The sequence below is a fragment of the Cutibacterium modestum genome, from assembly GCF_008326345.1.
Lineage (GTDB): Bacteria > Actinomycetota > Actinomycetes > Propionibacteriales > Propionibacteriaceae > Cutibacterium > Cutibacterium modestum.
Map to the genome: position 1 here is coordinate 64,449 of NZ_BJEN01000001.1, position 17,706 is coordinate 82,154.

The following is a 17,706-nucleotide window of genomic DNA, read 5'->3' on the forward strand; positions in this document are numbered from 1 at the left end:
AGCGTCTGGCCCCGGGCATGTAGATGCGTCCACAGACCCTACACACCACCGGGACCGACCATTCTGTTCTGGAAGTGGCGGATGCAGCTGCGCTACACATGTGTCCGTACACGCTCTGACAAGGCAAAATATCAACGCGGCCCCGGGTCGCCCACAGCGCAAGCGCCCTGCGGCCGCGATAGACGAGGCTGTGGGCTCACTGACGAAGATGTGGCTCGGCTGGGTGTCTAGCCAAAGAAGATGGGGTCGCCATTATCGGCGATGTAGTCGAGGAGGCCTTGGACGGTGGGAGTTGGTTGGATGTCGTAGGCGTGGAATGCGAGGTTGCGGTCGCGCTAGTACAGGCTCTATAGGACGGTGGCCTTGGTGTAGCGGAGTCTGGCGATGGGGAAGAGGCGGGCTTCGATGTCGGCCTCGATCTTGAGCTGGTCCAACAGGTCTTTGGGGACGCGGGCATCGCACCAGCGAGGGATGCGCGCGAGGTCAATGTTGGGGTTAGCCATGCCTCAACGCTACCGGCGTTTGAGCCGGTCGTAAGGCTTGGCGGATCAGTAGTGTCGGCTGGGTGTCCATCCGCGGGTGAGCGGGATGTTGATCGTCTCACCGGTGGTAGTTTCGACGATGATCCGCGTGGTGCTTGTCACGGTCGCGCACCCGACCTGCGCGAGTACATCCTCGAGACGGAAGAGTGCTCGGTCTGGTCGTGCCGCGAGAATCCGCCGGACGGTGTCGGACGTGTCGGGGACAGCGCTGGTGACGAGGTCGGGGATGTGCTGTGTCGGCAGAGTTTCTGCATAAGCAGGTTCGCGCGGCTGGTGAGGTGGTCCTGTAGATGTGCGGGGTGCCGGTGTTTGCGGCCGTGGGGTTCGCCGCAGTGCCCGCACCAAAGGTAGCCGTGGTGCTGTCTCTGGTAGCTGCCGGGGACCAGTTCCTGGGGCCGTCCCACGGTGGTTTGGTGAGAGCGTGGATCCAGCCGAGTGCTTCGGCTATCTGGAGTCGTGCCCTGTATGCTTCTTGGAAGGTGCAGGCTTCTCGGGCGATCAGGTTGCGAAGCAGCCAGCATGCCCGCCGGTAGAGGGCCCAGGTGTGGTCAGGTGAATGGCTCGAAAGCGATCGCTGAGGGAATGATTGTGGTGGGTGCGTAGCTTGTCGTCATGGAGGCTCCTCTCGTCGTGATGGTGACGGGTCCATACGTCACTCAACAGCGCACGGATAGTAAGTTGTTGACATCGCAGCGGCGAGGCTGCCCGAGGACGGGCGGGGGAGCGAACCAACTCTCACACGCGGGATTCGCGCCGACTGGCGTGGTGGTTCAGTTCAGCCACATCGACTCGACCAGCGAGCTCGACGGTCACACCAGGTCCATGCTTCTGCTGCGCAGATCTCTGGCGACTGACCGCGAAATGGGCTGTGACGGGGGAAAAGAGCGGAGATAGGCCCTCCGTGGTACGGGGCCGCCCACAGCAATGACAGTGTCTACATAACTAGAGGGAAGTGTTGAACTCTTCAGCTGGAGTCAGCATTTTCTCGTTTTGTCGGCATGAGATTTCTATGTGCGATCTCTTCTTCCCTGTTTTGTAGAACCGCGACGCTATGGTGGGAGTTTTTCGACCGACGGAGTGCTCCAGCAATGAGTCCTGTGCCTCATGCTCGCCCGTGCTGGCCTTCGCGTAGCGCTGGTTCAAGTACAGTGCGATGAATGGACAAGACTCTTACGGTCGCTTCGATAGGGTAATCTAATCCTGGGCATCAGAGATGTCCAGGTACCATTTTCTCCGAAGAGAAGAGAGTCTCGTGTCATCCAATCCTGAGTCCAATGTTTCTCCGCAGCGCGGCGAGGTTTCGCTCGCGTCACAGCCGTATTCTGACCAGGCCTGGCAGGCCTATGGTCAGCCGTTGCCCCAAAGCCAGCAGTCATGTGACCCGCGCAGTGTCCCGCAGCCTTGCGCTCCGGCGTTTCAGATGGGGCACTCTTGACACCAACCGGTCCTTGCTCAAGTACATTCTGCTGGGGATAATCACCTTCGGCATCTATGACACCTGGGTGCTGGCCCGGGCCGGCGAGGACCTCAATGTCATCGCATCGCGGTGGGACGGCCGACGTACGATGAATTTCTGGCTCGTCGCCCTGGTGATCTCTCCGCTGACTATTGGAATTGCCGTGTACATCTGGATGCACCAGGTCTGTGGGCGTATTGGGCGCGAACAGAATCGACGAGGCATGAAGTCTGGCGTGACGGCGGGGGATTTCTGGTTGTGGGCAGTGTTGGGCGGGTTCATCATCGTCGGCCCGTTTATCTTCATGCACAAGTTCCTGCACGCCGTGAATGCGCTGGCCGCCGACTATAACGTGCGCGGCTGACGTTGCCACTGATGAGGATCATGCTGTGGCGGTGCCAGTGACAGGGCCGATATCCTGATCAATTCGGTTGGCGTCAGCGCAGTGATTGCCGAGCTGTAGTGCAACGTTTTCGGACGGTTGTTCCAAGAGAAGCGGGGCGAGGGCCCAGGATCAGCTTGTTAACGATCCTTGGGAATCTATAAGTGCCGAGAATACTCGCACTGACTTTGCTCTTGCTGCCTGATCAGTGGTCGAGGGGTCAGCCCGGATTCTGGTTTCGTTGCGAAGACTTGCCGCCCAGTTGTTGCCGTGGTGACTGGGCGGAATTATTTCTACGATCGGGTTGTTTGCACCATGTCGGTGTGAGTGCAGGGGCCGAGCAATAACGACAGCATCGACTGCGCCCGGAGAATGTCTGGACGGTCTTTCAGGAACGTGGGTTCAATTCCCGCCTCTCCACTAGGCAGAGACCCGCAGGCGCTTCTCGGTGGCCCGTCTGGGGGTCTTGCTGTTCGTAGAAGGCGGTGAGCATGCCGGTGAAACCCAAACGCCCCTGCTTCCCACCCTGGCTGTCCCGAATTCACTTCTGAGCGGTTCCACACCGCATATGTCAAAGCCGAGGCGTTCGTTACCGACGCTCGTCGGATCTCTAGAGTTGGCCGTCTCCTCAACGAGTGGGGCCAACCACGCACGAACCCCGAATTCAAACATGGTATTGACCCTCAGCGGGTCAAGAAGCGACGTTAGTGTGCGAGGATTCTCGCGTAGGCGCGGGTTTTCTTGGCCGCCCACTCGTAGTGGGAGCTGGTCGCCGACACAAAGTAGGAACCCAAGCTGGTCGTCCCCGTCCACCCGAAGTGCTTCTTGCTGAACAGCTCGTCGTTACTGAAACCTCCGATCATACCGAGTACGTGCTGGTGTGATGCCGCCAAGAGATCGCGAGCTGCTTCGTAGGTCGTATTCTGATGTTGGCGGATGAATTGTTCGTTGAGCGCGGCGTAGTTACGCCACGTGTACGGTTCAGGAAAAAGCCTGTGAGGGTGCCAGCTTGATTGGCACTGACCCACACGGTGACGAGGTTGTACCATTCATGCAGGTGGATCACGACGTCACGTAGACACTTGTCGCGCTGCCAATGTGCCTCAGCACCGCCCGACAACAGCGCTGCCGGGAATGGCGCGTGGGCTTGCTCGGGAGTGAATCCGTCCCACAGCTCCGTGAGCTTCTTGAAGGAGGCACTCGCTGCGGCCAGCAGTTCGCTCTTCGTCGTCGGGGTCATCATCTTCCTGATCGGTGTGGCCATTGTCGGTGTTCTGGCGCTCAATGCGGCAAATAGGCGGGCTGGCATTTTCGGTCTGGTCATCATCGTTGCGTGTGGCGTCATCGGGTGGCGAGTGGCTCATCCTCGTGCCCGCTGACCGTGGCTGTCCAGGATCTGTGACGTGATCGCCACGGCAATCCGACGCGCCGTGATGACCGGGGATGCGGTGATAGTTAGGTACGTGTCTTGGGAAGGTTGCGTTGGGGATGTATGTCACGGTTGGGTCATCATCGCTGCCTATCCCGTCATCTCCACATATCACGATCAACGCCCCTTGCCAGGGGCGTTTTCATAGTAAAGTACGGTTTGGTGATCGTACAGCGGAGCCATTGGAACGATTGAAAACGAATCTGAGAGTAGCGTAGAGGTCACGGTGTACATGCATCTGAATGCACGTGGCTAGACGTCGAAGCCGAGGCCCGATCAAGATGCAGCGCAACGGGTCGCTATCGGTTCCAGCGCGTCGGACCGGGCGGTCAAGTCCAACGCCGTCATGCTGACATTTTGCACCCGTGCGGGGCGGTGTAGGCCAGACTCTACCTGCCGAAGTCGCTTGCCCCCCAGCGGCGTGGTCAATGATAAGAGAACGGGCACACGGCGGTGACGAGCGTCGATGCCCAAGGCAAACTGCAAAAGCCGTCGACGGTCAGCATCCTGCTTTCTGTCGCGTCGAGCACTGGATGAATGTCTTGAGGGCGCGTTTACTCTCACCCGTCTAAAAAGCCTTGTCAGTCATCATTTTACCTTCTTTTTGATGTCGGAGATCTTGGATTCAAGGCGGCCCGGTTCTCGAGCGCGTAGTACCAGATGTGTCATAGGGTGTCCTGGTCTTCCACATTTTTTGGTGGCGAGGTTCTTGACAGTGGAGATGTTTGCTTCCTGCTGTTTCGACTTGCTGTTCTGGTTTTGCGCCATGCGGATATCGCGGGCCATTGCTGAGTGGACGCCTTGATGGGTTTCGTGATCTGGCTGGTGTCGGTCATGGTGGGTTCGTCTCCTTCTGAGTAGATTGGGTGCCTTTGCATGACGGCCATGAACCTGTCCTAGTGGAACCATCATGGTCCGGGGTCGTTGCCGTGATCGGACTTATGGGGCGCCGAACTGTCGATTCCCGCCATATCGGCCCGTATTTGGGCGGTGGAGAGCTTGCAGGTGGGGACGTGGTGACGGGCGCAGATATTGCGCGCGAGAATGCGGCCTCCTCCACGGCAGGTCAGACCTGGGTGACAACCACTGCTCGTGGGTATAGGCACGTGACAGGCTGGCAAATGAGGCATGGGAGCTGCCGCCAGGGCATATTTCTATGCTGATTGAATGGGTATTTGGTTGGGTGTGGTATGCGACTGCATCCCCGGGCATGCATCGTACCCTTGTGGATATGTCACGCATGTAATGGGCAGGGGTGGGTCGACATGCTGAGGCGAGGTATTCTTCTGTTGATATTGCTTGCCCCAATAAGGACAACAACGAGGATTCTGTATCGGGGTATGGTGAGAGAATTATCGACCGTTCCTGAGTAAATTATGGTGGCCTTCTTGGTGACAGGATGGGATATGTCTCGCGGCATTTTCTCCTTTCTTGGGTTGGATAGAAAGGGGATGTGACACCCATCGTCCTTACCCTGACAAGGGTAGATGTCATGTCATAGAAATGTGCATAAGTGCCATTGATGTCTCTCGCAATGGAAGATGATATGTCACGGGTTTTCTGGCGCCGTTTCCCGACGCGAAACCGTCAGCTTTGAATCAGATTTGAACTGGGGACACCAAGTTGACCCCCTGGTGTGCAACGATGCTTCTAGCTTGCAGTTGCGAGCAATTGTTCCAGGTGAAAGGAACCCACAATGAAGGTTAAGTTCTTGGCAGCGCCGCTGGTTGTTGGTGCCTTGATGGCCCCGGCGGCCTTCTCTGCAACGACAGTCCATGCGGCTCCGGTTGCCCCCATGGCGGCGGTAAGCACCACTCAGCCCAATAAGACCCTTTCTGTTGCGGAGGCGCAGAAGGAACTGCAGGTTGTCAATACCCGCATTGCCTCGCTTCTGGATGCCCAGAGGAGCGCAAAAGAGGCCTTCGCGCCCACGAACATCACCAACATCATTGGCAAGCTCCTTGAGACGGCCAAGCGGATCAAGGAAGCACTTGTCAACATTATCAAGGGTGGGGTTGCCTTCCTCAAGTCGATCCCCACTCGTGTCGAGTTGCTGGTGACGATGGTCGATGCCGTCAACGGTGCGGCCCATACCCTGCAGGATAAGGCCCAGCCAGCCCACTCCCACGTGTTCCTTGAGTTGGTTCACGCCAGTGTGCTGCTGGTGACCTTTAGCGCCACTAACGATCAGCTGAAGAACGAGATGGCGGCTGTGAAGAAGGCTCTTGCTGAGGCTCAGAAGATGCCTGACCTCAAGCCCAACGATGTGGCCACCTTCTACACCAAGACCAAGTTGGCTCGCGTGCTTCGCCAGGTTCGTTTCGATCGCAACACCTGCGTGCTGCCCTTCAAGCACTTGGGCACTATCTACTTCATGAGCCGTGCCCTGCTCAAGGCCACCGGTGTCTTGATGGACCCGCTGGTGCGTGTTTCCGAGGTTGATCAGGCCATCACGGATGTCAAGGCTGCCTACCAGGATGCCCTCAGGGCTCCCAACAGGTTGCTGACCCCGGCAATGCCGTCCTTCTGCGCGCCGGCTCCGGCCGCCTCCTGATGCTGTTGTCCTGACACTTGCATCGGGGTCATTTACGGCATGGGCCCATTCCTCTTGAGGGATGGGCCCATGTTCGTGTTCCCGGTCTCTTCTCCTCCGGGCTCGATTGAGGTGGTGGAGCGGGCACGTAGTCACCCACGACGCCGGATATGCCAACGCTGAAATGGGCCACGGGGTGACCGGACACGCACTCAAGTGACGAAATACCTTGCCCCTCTGGCTTTCGAATTCCGCTGGTCCAGCGAGTCTGCGGGATTGGTGTTTGGCGGTGTAATCGGGTCCGGCCAGACCAATAGCCGTCCAATCCGCCCCTAAGTGTTCATTGGCACCGGGGCGCGTCGAAACCTAGGGCTCTCCTTGGTGCCCCGGGTGGGCTTATTGGCCCTGGCGCATCCATGTCCTGAACTGGCCTCAGCTCACACCCCTGCGGGTCGTGGCAGTAACCCGACACGGCCTGGCATGTTGCACCGACGTGGAATCAGGGCCGGCCTGTGATTATCTTGAGGGTCCAGTCGCGGCGGCTCGGCGGTCGAGATCTGCCAGGAACTGTGTGCCAACGATCATGGAAGTCTGCAAAGTTATGAACGTGGGTGTAACACCCTCCCCTTAGATTTACTTGGATCCGCTCACCATGTGGGGTGGGGATGGTCGATCAGCCCCACAACACACCAGTACGATCGTGAGAGTTCGTTGACGATCGTGCCTCGATTCCCCGCCCGTGGGTGACACAATAGACCTCGTGATACTCGCGAACCCTCTCAAGGCTGGTGACCTGCTGGTGGCAAGTCGCCAGATCGACGAGGGGATTTTTTACGAGTCCGTCACCTATCTCATCGACGTTGGGCTCGACGGCGCCCTCGGGGTTATCGTCAATCAACCATGCACAGCGGGAACTCTGCATAGACAACTGCCGGGCTGGGTCCATCTAGCCACTCCGCCGCAGGACCTCTTCCTCGGTGGTCCGATATCACCAAGTGGGGCTATTTGCCTGGCCCGGGTACAACGATCGAGTGAGGAACCTCCCGGGTGGCGACGTGTCGATGGGCTGACCGGTTTGCTCCATCTTGACACCCCGACCGAACTCGTGGAAGGTGCCTTTACCAACGTTCGTATCTTCGCCGGATACGCCGAATGGGGCCCTGGCCAGTTAGAGGCCGAACTGATCCGCGGCGACTGGGTCAGAGCCGTCGCTCACCCTGAGGACGTCTTTTCTTCTGAGCCACGGGGCTTGTGGCGAGCCGTGCTGCATCGTCAGAACGGCCCTGTCGCGTTGCTCGCAACAGCGACCAGCACCCCGACCCTCAATTGATCGTCGTCCCCCCCAATCGGTCACCAGTTAGGAGTATGGGGACTACCATATGCACCGTCACGGAACCCAGTGAGGAGGCCTATGGTGGACACCGCCGGTGATCATGGGCCGATTCTCGTCGTTGACGACGACGCGGCCTTAGCCGAGATGCTTCAGCTTGTCCTTGTCAAAGAAGGATTCTCGACAGTGTGGGTCGGGCACGGCAGGGATGTCATGGACGTCTTCCGTGAGCGCCGACCTGCCCTGGTCCTCCTCGACCTCATGCTACCCGGGCGTGACGGTATCCAGATCTGCCAAGACATTCGACGCGAATCAGGTGTCCCGATCATCATGCTCACGGCCCGCTCTGATACCCCTGACGTCGTCCGAGGCCTTGGTGCCGGAGCCGATGACTACGTCTGTAAGCCGTTCCGATCCGCAGAGCTCGTTGCTCGTCTCCGGGCCCGGTTGCGCACACCCGCCGCCCAGCGTGAGGAGGCCGGGGTCATCACCGTCGGTGACCTGACCATTGATCCCGCTGCCCATGTGGTCCAACTGGGTGGTGAGGAGATTTCGCTTACTCCGTTGGAGTATTCCCTGCTCCTTACGTTGGCTCAACACCCCAACCAGGTCTTCAGCAGGGAGACCCTGCTGCGTGAGGTATGGGGATACACCAACAGTGCCGACACCCGGTTAGTCAACGTTCACGTGCAGAGACTGCGTTCCAAGGTTGAGCGCAATGCCGATCACCCCCAGATGATCATCACTGTTCGTGGTATCGGTTACCGCATCTGTACCCCGGGGGAGGAAAGCTGATCACCCCGGCCCGGCATGCCGGTCGTGGTCGCCGGCCGGGCCGACGTCCACCGTGGCTGGCCGGACTGCGACGACTATGGTGGTCCTCCCTACCACTGCGCACAGTCACCATCACCCTTTCGAGCAGCTTGGTCATCCTCGTCGTCGGTGGCTTCTTCCTCGTTCGCCAAGCCACGGCTGGCATCGTTGAGGCCAAGTGCACCTCGGCCATCGCCGAGACAACTGCGACCATCAATCGGATCCAAGGGCAACTTCGCCACACCGACCTGCGTACGGCAGCCTTCTACGAGCGGCTCAACCGTCTCGCCGACGACGCCGCGAGCCAGTCGGGCCAATACCACGTCTTCATCCAGGGACCGGTTTCCGGCTTCATCTCCCAAGGCGTGTCCCCAAATTCGGTCCCAACAGACCTGACAGCCAAAGTGGGCGAGTCCAACGGCACGTGGTCTTCCCCCACGACAGTGCACTACACCGACCACGTCCGTCCCGACGTCCCCGGAATCGTCGTCGGGTCGATGCTATGGCCGCCTGGGGCCAGCCAAACCGTCCCGGTGTATTTCATCTTTCCCGAGACCCAGGAGGTCGCTACCATCGCCCTACTGCGCCGCAGCGTCATCAGCGTCGGCGCCCTTATGGCCCTGGCCATTGCGGTTACGACCTATCTGGCAACCCGTCACATTTCTCAGCCGATTCGCCAAGCGTCCATCACCGCCTCCAAGCTGGCCGGTGGCGCCCTTGACGAGCGGATGGTGGTGCGCGGCACTGACGACCTGGCGACTCTGGCATCGTCCATGAACGACATGGCTGCCCAGCTGGACCGACGCATCGGCGAACTCGAGAGATTGTCGAGTTTGCAACAGCAGTTTGTCTCCGACGTGTCCCACGAGTTACGCACGCCGATGACGACGATGCGGATGGCCTCAGAAATGATCGAGGCTGACCCGGAAGATCCAATGCAGGTACGATCCGTCGAACTCATGCGTGCCCAGATGGAGCGGTTCGAACTACTTCTCGCTGACCTGTTGGAGATCTCGCGGTTCGACGCCGGAGCCACCCAACTCACCTTAGAGGACTGCGACATTGTTGAATTGGCACGGGCTGAGATCATGGATGTCACACCGGTGGCCGATCGTCTAGGAACTCCAATCGCGCTCGTCGCCGAGGCCGCGCAGACCGCAGAGGTAGATCCGCGTCGTATCAGTCGCATTATCCGGAACCTGTTATCCAACGCCGTTGAACATGCTGACGGCACGACCGTCGAAGTCACGGTGTGTGCGGTGGGAGTCGGGGTGCGTGATCACGGTGTCGGGTTTGAGCCATGGCAGGCTGAGAAGGTCTTCGGACGATTCTGGCGAGGCGCCCCATCACGGGTGCGTACGCTGGGCGGAAGCGGCTTAGGGCTGGCGATCTCCCGTCAAGACGCGAACCTGCACCATGGTTGGCTAACAGCCTGGGGACGTCCAGGTCAAGGGGCCTTTTTCCGATTGGTGGTTCCCAGACAGCCCGGCGGAATTATCGTCGAGTCCCCGCTTCCCGCATCTCCGACCGATGCCGACTATTCGGACGATGAGGAGAAATGATGACCCTATGCCCCTCCCGGCGCGCCGTGCCGTCGGCCGCCGCTGTCCTGCTTGTCGGATGCGTCGAAGTGCCACCCAGGGCCCGGTGAAGAGAGTCGATGCCCCCACGCTGTCGCGCGCGAGAGCATTGACGTGGCTCCCATCCTCCGGCTAACGGCGCGTCCATCAATCTCGTGATGGCGGGTTCCTACAAGCGATGACGAGGGCGTGACGACTACCGGGTCGCGAGGTCCTACCTCACCAGCGACATGACGGATCGATGAGGTCCCCATGCGAAAGCCACCATCTACGACGCCACGAACCATAAGTCGATCAGCACCGCCGCCACCGCAACGCCCCAGGCCCCCGGGGTGGGACGAATCGATTCCCAGGGCCACCATCACCCGGCCAATTCCCGGACTCTCAACCATGATTCCGAAACGGTGCAGGAATCGGGTCAATGGCGTATCTCCGGGCCGCCCGAAGGGTTGCTCATTTCCCAGTACACCTTCAGCTGGTCGTCGATTCTGATCTTCTTTTTGACGGAGGCCGCCGATCACCTCGTGCCCGACGTCATCCATCCTCCCAGCGTCGCCAACCCAGATGCCGCTCTCCGAGCCGGGTCGCCTGGATCCTGAACGGCTTCGCAGCGATCTCCGCGTCCGGTTTACCGCCGGCTCTATGTTGCCGCTTTCAGAGGCGGCTAAAGACGATACCGTGTCCGCGGACCCCCGCCTTCATTCCTCTCTCCGACCCACTCACCGATCGTGGTCGCCGTCGTCAAGGGGAAGATGAGGCGCTCGGGACATCATGTCCAGATCATGCCCGGCGCGTTGGGGCGAAGAGCGACCACGAATAACGGCGTGGTTAAGGTCGCGTCCACTCAGTTTGTGATGCCAACAACCTCTCTGGCCAGCCCCGGTGCGGTCTGGCGCGCGGTTTTGGTAGACCGGCGTTCGTTACTGAACCAGCAGGAAGGTAGCGGGAATACCCAGGTGCCGGCCACCGGCGTGAACCTGCTGCGGCCACAAGTACTTCGGAAATCACACCGTCATGACCTTGTCGAGCACAGACTTGATGCTGATCGTCGTCAGAGCAGACGGCACTCTAACGTCGACCATCGTTGATCTGGCGGGCACAGGGTAACCTCATTCAGCGTGGCCCCTGATGCCACCCGAGTTGCCCTCATCCTCGAACAGGGGGGAGTGCACGCGGGCTGGGGATCGGGTTGTTGACTCGCCAGGAGGGCGTGATACACCTAGGTCACATCGTCGACATTCCGTTGTCCTCCTCGGACGCGAATCTGTCGATCATCACCGACGCTGTACGACTACTCGATTGTGCGTGCTGGGCCTCGCGATCGAGGCCGGTGTGACAGCGCGGTTGCGGTTACTGCTTGACCCTTCCGCCGAACTAGGCTGAGCTACGAAACTAGTGGATCGTGAACACACTCGAATCCCTGGCAGATCTGCTTCTGGGAGCATGTTGTCCCGGTTGCGCAGCGCCTGGAATCGGAATCTGCCAGGCGTGTCTGAAAACCGTATATCCGGCGCCTCGAGTCATCCTTGACGGACCGCCCATGGGCTACCACGGTCCGATTCCGGGAATCGTCACCGCTCACAAGGACCGCAGTGCCACATGGCTCACCGATTACCTTGGCCAGTGGTTAGCTTACGGACTGGCACCAGCCGTGGCTGCCGCTCCGGGGCACGTTGACGTCGTCCCAGTGCCGTCGTCGGGTCGGGCAGTAAGGCGGCGAGGAGCCGATCACGCTGCCGACATGACTCGGTCAGCCTTGGAGTGGCTTGAGATACCTAATGCAACAATGGCCCACCTGCTGCGTCGGACCCGTCGGGTCGCCGATCAGCTCGAGGTTAGCGATGAGCAGCGGGGCGCTAATCAACGAGGGTCAATGAGGGCTGATCCTGGCAGCGGAGACGTCATTGTCGTTGACGACGTACGTACGTCCGGAGCGACGGTGGGGGAGGCCTGCCGTGCCCTGACCCGGTCGGGACGACGGGTACTTTCGATCGTCGTTCTAGCTGACGCTGCGACCGCGACGCGATGGCCGTGATCATGACTGGCTCGTCGATATGATCAGGCACTGTAGACATCGGCACCGGGGGCATTGAAGCTTGCCAAACACCTGTTGAGAGCGCCCCGTATGGGCTAGCGTAGATGCATGGCACGACCGAGCGGCACCTGGATCTCCAGTCGGAGGGCGGGGCTCGGTCGTGTTTATGTGTCAGCGTCGGAAAGACCGATGCAAACCCCAGCACAGGAGGTTGTCATGGAGGTCATCGTTTCGGGACGGCATTGCCACGTCAGTGACGACGTGCGCGCCCAGGTCGAGGACAGGCTCTCCGGGGTCGAGAAGTTGAAGGATCGGGTTCAGCGCGCCGAGGTGGTCTTCACTGCCCAAGGCACTAAGGGGCCCAAAGACCAGGCCATCACATGTGAGATCACGCTGCGGGCTAAGGGACCGGTGGTGCGAGCCGTCGGACAGGCGGAGGACAAAATGGTTGCCTTTGACATGGCGGCCGATCGGCTTCGCACCCAGTTAGTCAAGGCTGCGGATCGTCGTCGCAGCCGCCGTGGGTTGCGTGTTTCCCAGGTCCTGGATGTTTTGCCCGAGGAGAGCACCGACGAGGCACCCGATATCCTGACCACGAGGAAGATCGCGGGTGACGTGGAAGTCACCGGGGACAGCCCCCTCTATGTCAAGGAGAAGATCTTCCAGGCCGTCCCCCTGACCCTGGCTCAGGCTCTCGATGAGATGGAACTGGTTGGTCATGACTTCTTCCTCTACCTTGATCAGGATTCCAAGCGGCCTAGCGTCGTCTACCGGCGCAAGAAGGGATACAACTACGGTGTCATCCATTTGGACCTTGACCATGAGTAATACCGACTGAGGTTTTGAGGTCGCGGCGATGTGGGGAAGCCCGCATCGCCGCTTGTCGGGTTGGGGCGATGAACCCTGCGCAACTTCCGGTATTCGGCATTGCGGTGACGTCGACGCTGCACCGCAATGAGGTGGATTGAGCTGCCGTGTTCTTGGTTCGGCCGGCGACCCCCTAGGATAGGGGCGGTGGCTTTGTTACGCCACTCGTCGGGCATATGCTCCGACGGTTACGACGTCTACTCCTTGAAGGACCTGCCCCGTGAACCTCATGGATCGCGTGCTTCACGCCGGTGAAGGCAAGATCATCCGCCGACTCAACCGCATTGTCGGCCAGGTCAACAGCATTGAAGAGGACTACGTCGCCATGGACGACGACGAGTTAGCGGGTCAGACCGCTGACTTCCGTCAGCGTCTCGACAACGGCGAGAGTCTGGACCCTCTTCTCCCAGAGGCCTTCGCGACGGTGCGTGAAGCCTCAAAACGCGTGTTGGGTAAGCGCCACTTCGATGTTCAGATCATGGGTGGTGCAGCCCTCCACCAGTGCAACATCGCTGAGATGAAGACCGGTGAGGGCAAGACACTGGTCGGTCTGCTACCCGCGTACCTCGAGGGTTTGCTCGGCAAGGGCGTGCACATCGTCACGGTCAACGACTACCTGGCCCGGGTACAATCAGAGCAGATGGGACGTGTGCACCGGTTCCTCGGATTGTCGATCTCGGCAATCCTCTCAGACATGCCGCCGATGGCCCGTAAAGAGGCATACGAGGCCGATGTCACCTACGGCACCAACAACGAATTCGGCTTCGACTACCTGCGTGACAATATGGCCAGTTCGCTCGGGGAGTGCGTGCAGCGTGGCCACCATTACGCGATCGTTGACGAGGTCGACTCCATTCTCGTCGACGAGGCCCGTACCCCGCTGATCATCTCCGGTCCAGCCGAAGAGAACAAGCAGTGGTACCCGGAGTTCGCCAGGATCGTCTCACGGCTTGAGCGCGACGTCGACTACGAAGTGGACGAGAAGAAGCGCACCGTATCTGTGCTCGGGCACGGAATTACCGTTGTGGAGGAGAGGCTCGGTATTGAGAACCTCTACGAGTCGGCAAACACACCCCTTATCGGGTACCTCAACAACGCCATCAAAGCCAAGGAACTCTTCCATCGCGACAAGGACTACGTCGTGGTCGACGGTGAAGTCCTCATCGTTGACGAACACACCGGTCGTACCCTTGCTGGCCGTCGCTACAACGAAGGCCTCCACCAAGCCCTTGAGGCCAAGGAACACGTCGAGATCAAGGACGAGTATCAGACCCTTGCGACGATCACCCTGCAGAACTACTTCCGCATGTACGACAAGCTCGCTGGCATGACGGGTACCGCCAAGACCGAGGAAAGCGAGTTCCAAAAGATTTACGGTCTGGGCGTTATCCCGATCCCGACAAACCGTCCGATGATCCGCAAGGACCAGAAGGACCTCATCTATCGCACCGAGAATGCTAAGTTCGACGCTATCATCGCCGATGTTGTGGAGCGTCACGAGGCGGGTCAGCCGATCCTCATCGGTACGGCTTCGGTGGCCAAGTCGGAACTTCTCTCCGAGAAGCTCAAGCGGGCCGGCGTGCCGCACAAGGTGCTGAACGCCAAGCACCATGAGTCTGAGGCCGCGATCGTCGCGCTAGCTGGCCGCAAGGGGGCCGTTACGGTCTCGACGAATATGGCTGGCCGTGGTACCGACATCATCCTCGGTGGCAACCCCGAGTTCCTCACTGAGCTTGACCTGCGTGAAAGGGGTCTGGACCCGGTCGAGGACCAGGATGCCTACCAGACTGCATGGAACAACACCTTAACCAAGTACGAGGAGCAGTCCAAAGCCGAGCACAACGAGGTTGAGGAGCTCGGTGGCCTTTATGTCATTGGTTCAGAGCGCCACGAGTCTCGCCGTATCGACAACCAGTTACGAGGACGTTCTGGCCGACAAGGCGACCCCGGTGAGTCGCGGTTTTACCTGTCGCTGCAGGACGAGCTCATGCGGCTATTCAAGCCCGAGGTCATTGACCGTGCCATGGTCACCCTCAAAATGCCCGAGGATATGCCCATCGAATCGAAATGGGTGTCGCGTCAGATCGAGAGCGCCCAAAAGCAGGTCGAGGCGCAGAATTTCGAAATGCGAAAGAATGTCCTCAAGTACGACGACGTCATGAACCGTCAGCGTCACGTCATCTACGGTGATCGTCACAAGGTCTTGGAGGGTGCCGACGTCGAGGCCGAATTGCGCGCCACCACCGACCGCGTCGTCGAGGCGGGCGTCCGCAAATACACCGAGGGCTACTCGGAGGACTGGGACCTTGACGCGATGTGGAACGAGATCGGGACCGTATACCCGGTCGGTCTGGACATTGACGAGTATGCCGATTGCCAGGACGTTGAGGAGCTCATTGAGGACTTCAAAGCCGACGCTCAGGAGGCCTACGATCGCCGCGAGTCAGAACTCGGCGAAGCAACCATGCGACAGCTTGAGCGTGAGGTCCTGCTGACGGTCTTAGACCGTAAATGGCGCGAGCACCTCTACGAGATGGACTATTTGCGCGAAGGTATCGGTCTGCGGGCCATGGCGCAGCGTGACCCGTTGGTCGAGTATCAGCGCGAAGGTGGCGACATGTTTAACTCGATGATGGACTCTTTCAAGGAGGAGGTTGTCGGGTTCCTGTTTAACCTCGAGATTGAAACCAGCCCGGAGGTAGGCCTGGTCACCGACGACGGAGGCCAACCGGTGACGGCTGACTCGGTGCTCCCCAAGGAGAATCGTCCGCGTCGGGCCTTGACCTATTCGGCGCCAGATGAACAGGGTGAGGCAGCGACAACCTCGGAAGGTGGGCAGAATCCCCGTGGCCAGGGGAATCGCGCCGCCCGAAGGTCTGCAGCGTCGAAGAAGCGTCGCAGCAAGAACAAGAAGCGTCGGTGAGGGGTTGATGGCGTCGGTCCAGCGCGTCTGGCGCCGTGCTATCACCCCAGTCCGACGGTCTCACAGGTGATTTTCTTCGACGTCAATAACATGGCCACTTTGGGGTTGAGGACCAGTTCGACGGCGTCGAGACGCCAGGCACAGCCCTCAAGCGCCAGCCTGGTGGCCATCGGTAGTCTTCGACCTCTGAGGTCAAGCAGACCCACCCCGTCGACTTGGTTGTCGTCGTAACTTACACGCGGCTCACCAACGAGAAGCATACGGCTCCAGCCCGGGCCTCGAGGCCAACGCCTCATCGTCGCAATTGCACGAGTGCTACTGGCTTTGACGAGCTGACTCATGGGCCGCCGTCCAGCCATTGTCTCCACGATGATGATGTGAACAGCGCGAGTGAGTTTCGTCGCCTCGTAGCGAGCTTGCGAGTCATCTCTGTCGAGGCACAGGGTCGGCGCCGATGAGACGATACATAGTTCGTCGGGCCACCAATCGCGGTCGAGTTCCAGGAAGACCCCGCAATGGTCGACTAGTGCCGAGTTGAGAGGTTTAGGCGATGGTGTCGTCATCATGCGTTCAAGGACAGCGCATGGGATACCTTGAGCGGAAGGGTTGATGGGAGAATCTGTGGACAACTCTGGTGAGCGAATCGTTCCATTATCCGGGACGTAACGGACCGGTATATGGTTCACATTCGCATTCGAGTAGCGTGGATCATGGATTTGGGACCACGCTGACCAAGGAGGGTTCAATTGTCGACGTCCACCATCGTCTTCATCCCAACCAATGCGGAACAGGCTCATCACCTCGTTGCTGCACCGGCGAAACAGGTGACGGCCTTCACAGTTACCGAGGAGTTGCAATCCATCCTTGACGTCACTGATCCCGAGGAAACCGAGCATGCCGCCATGGTTATCGGCTCCGTGTGGGGATTGACCCGTACTGGTCGACGCTTGGTGCTTGTCGCTCACGTCCCGCCTGAGCAAATCACCGACCATGAGGAGGTCGACAACGGTGGAGTGACCCTCACCCGGCTCGAGCCTTCTCAAATTACCGCGTGGTTCGCTGACGACGACGATGCTGACTCTCGGGAAGCGGCAGAGGCGGTCAAGGGCATGACCATTGACGACGCGTGGAACGACGTCACCATCCAGACCCTTATCGGTGAGCACGAGTTGTCATGGCATGACGTCACCGAAGAACTTCCTGCGGCTGGCACCGATCCGGAGGGTTTCCACGGTCTCGAGTGAAGCTGGCCGCCTTGCCTGGCCTGACGAGGTTAGCTTCAGCGAGAAGCCAACCAATCGTTACCAGCATCCTGCTGCATGTCAAAGGCCTGAGTGATGTGAGGGGCCGCGGCTTTTTCAAGTTTCTTACCCACCAGCGGCACCGACACTGTGAAGGTCCCAGTGTAAATAACCTTAGTCCCGGTGGCGTCGGGATACACCGAGGCGTGGCCATCTGCCTTCGCGGGCACGCCCTGAGGGACGATCTGAAGTGTACCTTCGCGTGAACCGTCGGGGCCAGCCGGCTGCCACGACAGCGTCTGCTTGGCGGTCAGAGTCGAACCGACGAACTTGGTAACCTGGCTGGGAGCTGGCATAGTCACGTCCAACCTCAGCGTATCCCCCGTAACAACAGCGTTGCTGGTCGTGCCACCGCCACGACGGTGAACGTCTTGCCACCATGCCGGATCAGTCATCATAGCGACAACTTGATCGGGGGTTGCGTCGAAATGAGTCTGTGAATTGATGTCCATGCCACCATGATGCCGGACGATTACGTTACGTCTCACACCAAGCTGGTTCACGCGAAGGCATTG

Annotated in this window: 15 protein-coding genes, 1 other RNA gene and 2 pseudogenes; 12 read left to right on the forward strand and 6 right to left on the reverse strand. The window is 59.6% G+C overall.

Going from position 1 to position 17,706, the window contains the following annotated elements; genetic code table 11:
• Positions 1-347 precede the first annotated feature (347 nt).
• The gene (locus F1563_RS13350; protein ID WP_002526638.1) at positions 348-503 is read right to left on the reverse strand and encodes a hypothetical protein; all 156 of its coding nucleotides are present in this window, start codon (positions 501-503) and stop codon (positions 348-350) included.
• Positions 504-1,990: 1,487 nt separating this feature from the next.
• Here F1563_RS13350 and F1563_RS00385 point away from each other — a divergent pair.
• Positions 1,991-2,362 carry a DUF4234 domain-containing protein gene (locus F1563_RS00385; protein WP_230845033.1) on the forward strand — a complete coding sequence of 124 codons (372 nt, stop codon included), beginning with the start codon at positions 1,991-1,993 and terminating at the stop codon, positions 2,360-2,362.
• Between the two features lie 102 nt (positions 2,363-2,464).
• Positions 2,465-2,803: a transfer-messenger RNA gene (gene ssrA / locus F1563_RS00390) on the forward strand.
• A gap of 281 nt (positions 2,804-3,084) precedes the next feature.
• Here ssrA and F1563_RS14545 read toward each other — a convergent pair.
• Together F1563_RS14545 and F1563_RS14550 are read right to left on the reverse strand one after the other, a co-directional pair.
• On the reverse strand, positions 3,085-3,429 hold the full coding sequence (locus F1563_RS14545) for a ClbS/DfsB family four-helix bundle protein (protein ID WP_250637250.1): 345 nt from the start codon (positions 3,427-3,429) through the stop codon (positions 3,085-3,087).
• Positions 3,375-3,623, reverse strand: a pseudogene (locus F1563_RS14550) (ClbS/DfsB family four-helix bundle protein); the annotation flags it as partial. The gene F1563_RS14545 and the pseudogene F1563_RS14550, both read right to left, overlap by 55 nt.
• Here F1563_RS14550 and F1563_RS13360 point away from each other — a divergent pair.
• Positions 3,559-3,759, forward strand: a complete 201-nt coding sequence (locus tag F1563_RS13360) for a hypothetical protein (protein WP_007433474.1) — start codon at positions 3,559-3,561, stop codon at positions 3,757-3,759. The pseudogene F1563_RS14550 and the gene F1563_RS13360 overlap by 65 nt on opposite strands.
• Positions 3,760-4,434: 675 nt before the next feature.
• Here F1563_RS13360 and F1563_RS13880 read toward each other — a convergent pair.
• Positions 4,435-4,743: pseudogene (locus tag F1563_RS13880) on the reverse strand (hypothetical protein).
• Positions 4,744-5,505: 762 nt separating this feature from the next.
• Between F1563_RS13880 and camp1 the strand changes: the two are divergent.
• The 8 genes from camp1 (at position 5,506) to secA (ending at position 15,890) form a co-directional block, all read left to right on the forward strand.
• Positions 5,506-6,363 carry a CAMP factor pore-forming toxin 1 gene (gene camp1 / locus F1563_RS00420; RefSeq protein ID WP_002526648.1) on the forward strand — a complete coding sequence of 286 codons (858 nt, stop codon included), beginning with the start codon at positions 5,506-5,508 and terminating at the stop codon, positions 6,361-6,363.
• A gap of 730 nt (positions 6,364-7,093) precedes the next feature.
• Positions 7,094-7,672 carry a YqgE/AlgH family protein gene (locus F1563_RS00425; RefSeq protein WP_172623569.1) on the forward strand — a complete coding sequence of 193 codons (579 nt, stop codon included), beginning with the start codon at positions 7,094-7,096 and terminating at the stop codon, positions 7,670-7,672.
• 84 nt (positions 7,673-7,756) lie between these two features.
• Positions 7,757-8,467, forward strand: a complete 711-nt coding sequence (mtrA, locus tag F1563_RS00430) for an MtrAB system response regulator MtrA (RefSeq protein ID WP_172623570.1) — start codon at positions 7,757-7,759, stop codon at positions 8,465-8,467.
• A 65-nt stretch (positions 8,468-8,532) separates the two neighbouring features.
• A complete protein-coding gene (gene mtrB / locus F1563_RS00435; RefSeq protein WP_269148777.1) occupies positions 8,533-10,047 on the forward strand; it encodes an MtrAB system histidine kinase MtrB in 1,515 nt (504 codons plus the stop codon).
• A 311-nt stretch (positions 10,048-10,358) separates the two neighbouring features.
• Positions 10,359-10,664, forward strand: coding sequence for an LpqB family beta-propeller domain-containing protein (locus F1563_RS13805; protein ID WP_478210292.1), 306 nt, complete (start codon positions 10,359-10,361; stop codon positions 10,662-10,664).
• A gap of 941 nt (positions 10,665-11,605) precedes the next feature.
• Entirely contained in the window at positions 11,606-12,100 is a 495-nt protein-coding gene (locus F1563_RS00450) for a ComF family protein (RefSeq protein ID WP_002546911.1), read from the forward strand.
• A 216-nt stretch (positions 12,101-12,316) separates the two neighbouring features.
• Positions 12,317-12,928, forward strand: a complete 612-nt coding sequence (hpf, locus tag F1563_RS00460) for a ribosome hibernation-promoting factor, HPF/YfiA family (RefSeq protein WP_371863502.1) — start codon at positions 12,317-12,319, stop codon at positions 12,926-12,928.
• 259 nt (positions 12,929-13,187) lie between these two features.
• Positions 13,188-15,890: a preprotein translocase subunit SecA gene (secA, locus tag F1563_RS00465; RefSeq protein ID WP_443090025.1), complete on the forward strand. Its 2,703-nt coding sequence runs from the start codon at positions 13,188-13,190 to the stop codon at positions 15,888-15,890.
• 41 nt (positions 15,891-15,931) lie between these two features.
• Here secA and F1563_RS00470 read toward each other — a convergent pair whose 3' ends face one another.
• Positions 15,932-16,456: an Rv3235 family protein gene (locus tag F1563_RS00470; RefSeq protein ID WP_002526660.1), complete on the reverse strand. Its 525-nt coding sequence runs from the start codon at positions 16,454-16,456 to the stop codon at positions 15,932-15,934.
• Positions 16,457-16,636: 180 nt separating this feature from the next.
• Between F1563_RS00470 and F1563_RS00475 the strand changes: the two genes are divergently transcribed.
• Positions 16,637-17,134, forward strand: a complete 498-nt coding sequence (locus tag F1563_RS00475) for a DUF6912 family protein (protein ID WP_002526661.1) — start codon at positions 16,637-16,639, stop codon at positions 17,132-17,134.
• A gap of 35 nt (positions 17,135-17,169) precedes the next feature.
• Here F1563_RS00475 and F1563_RS00480 read toward each other — a convergent pair whose 3' ends face one another.
• Entirely contained in the window at positions 17,170-17,643 is a 474-nt protein-coding gene (locus tag F1563_RS00480) for a DUF2505 domain-containing protein (RefSeq protein WP_002526662.1), read from the reverse strand.
• Positions 17,644-17,706: the final 63 nt, after the last annotated feature.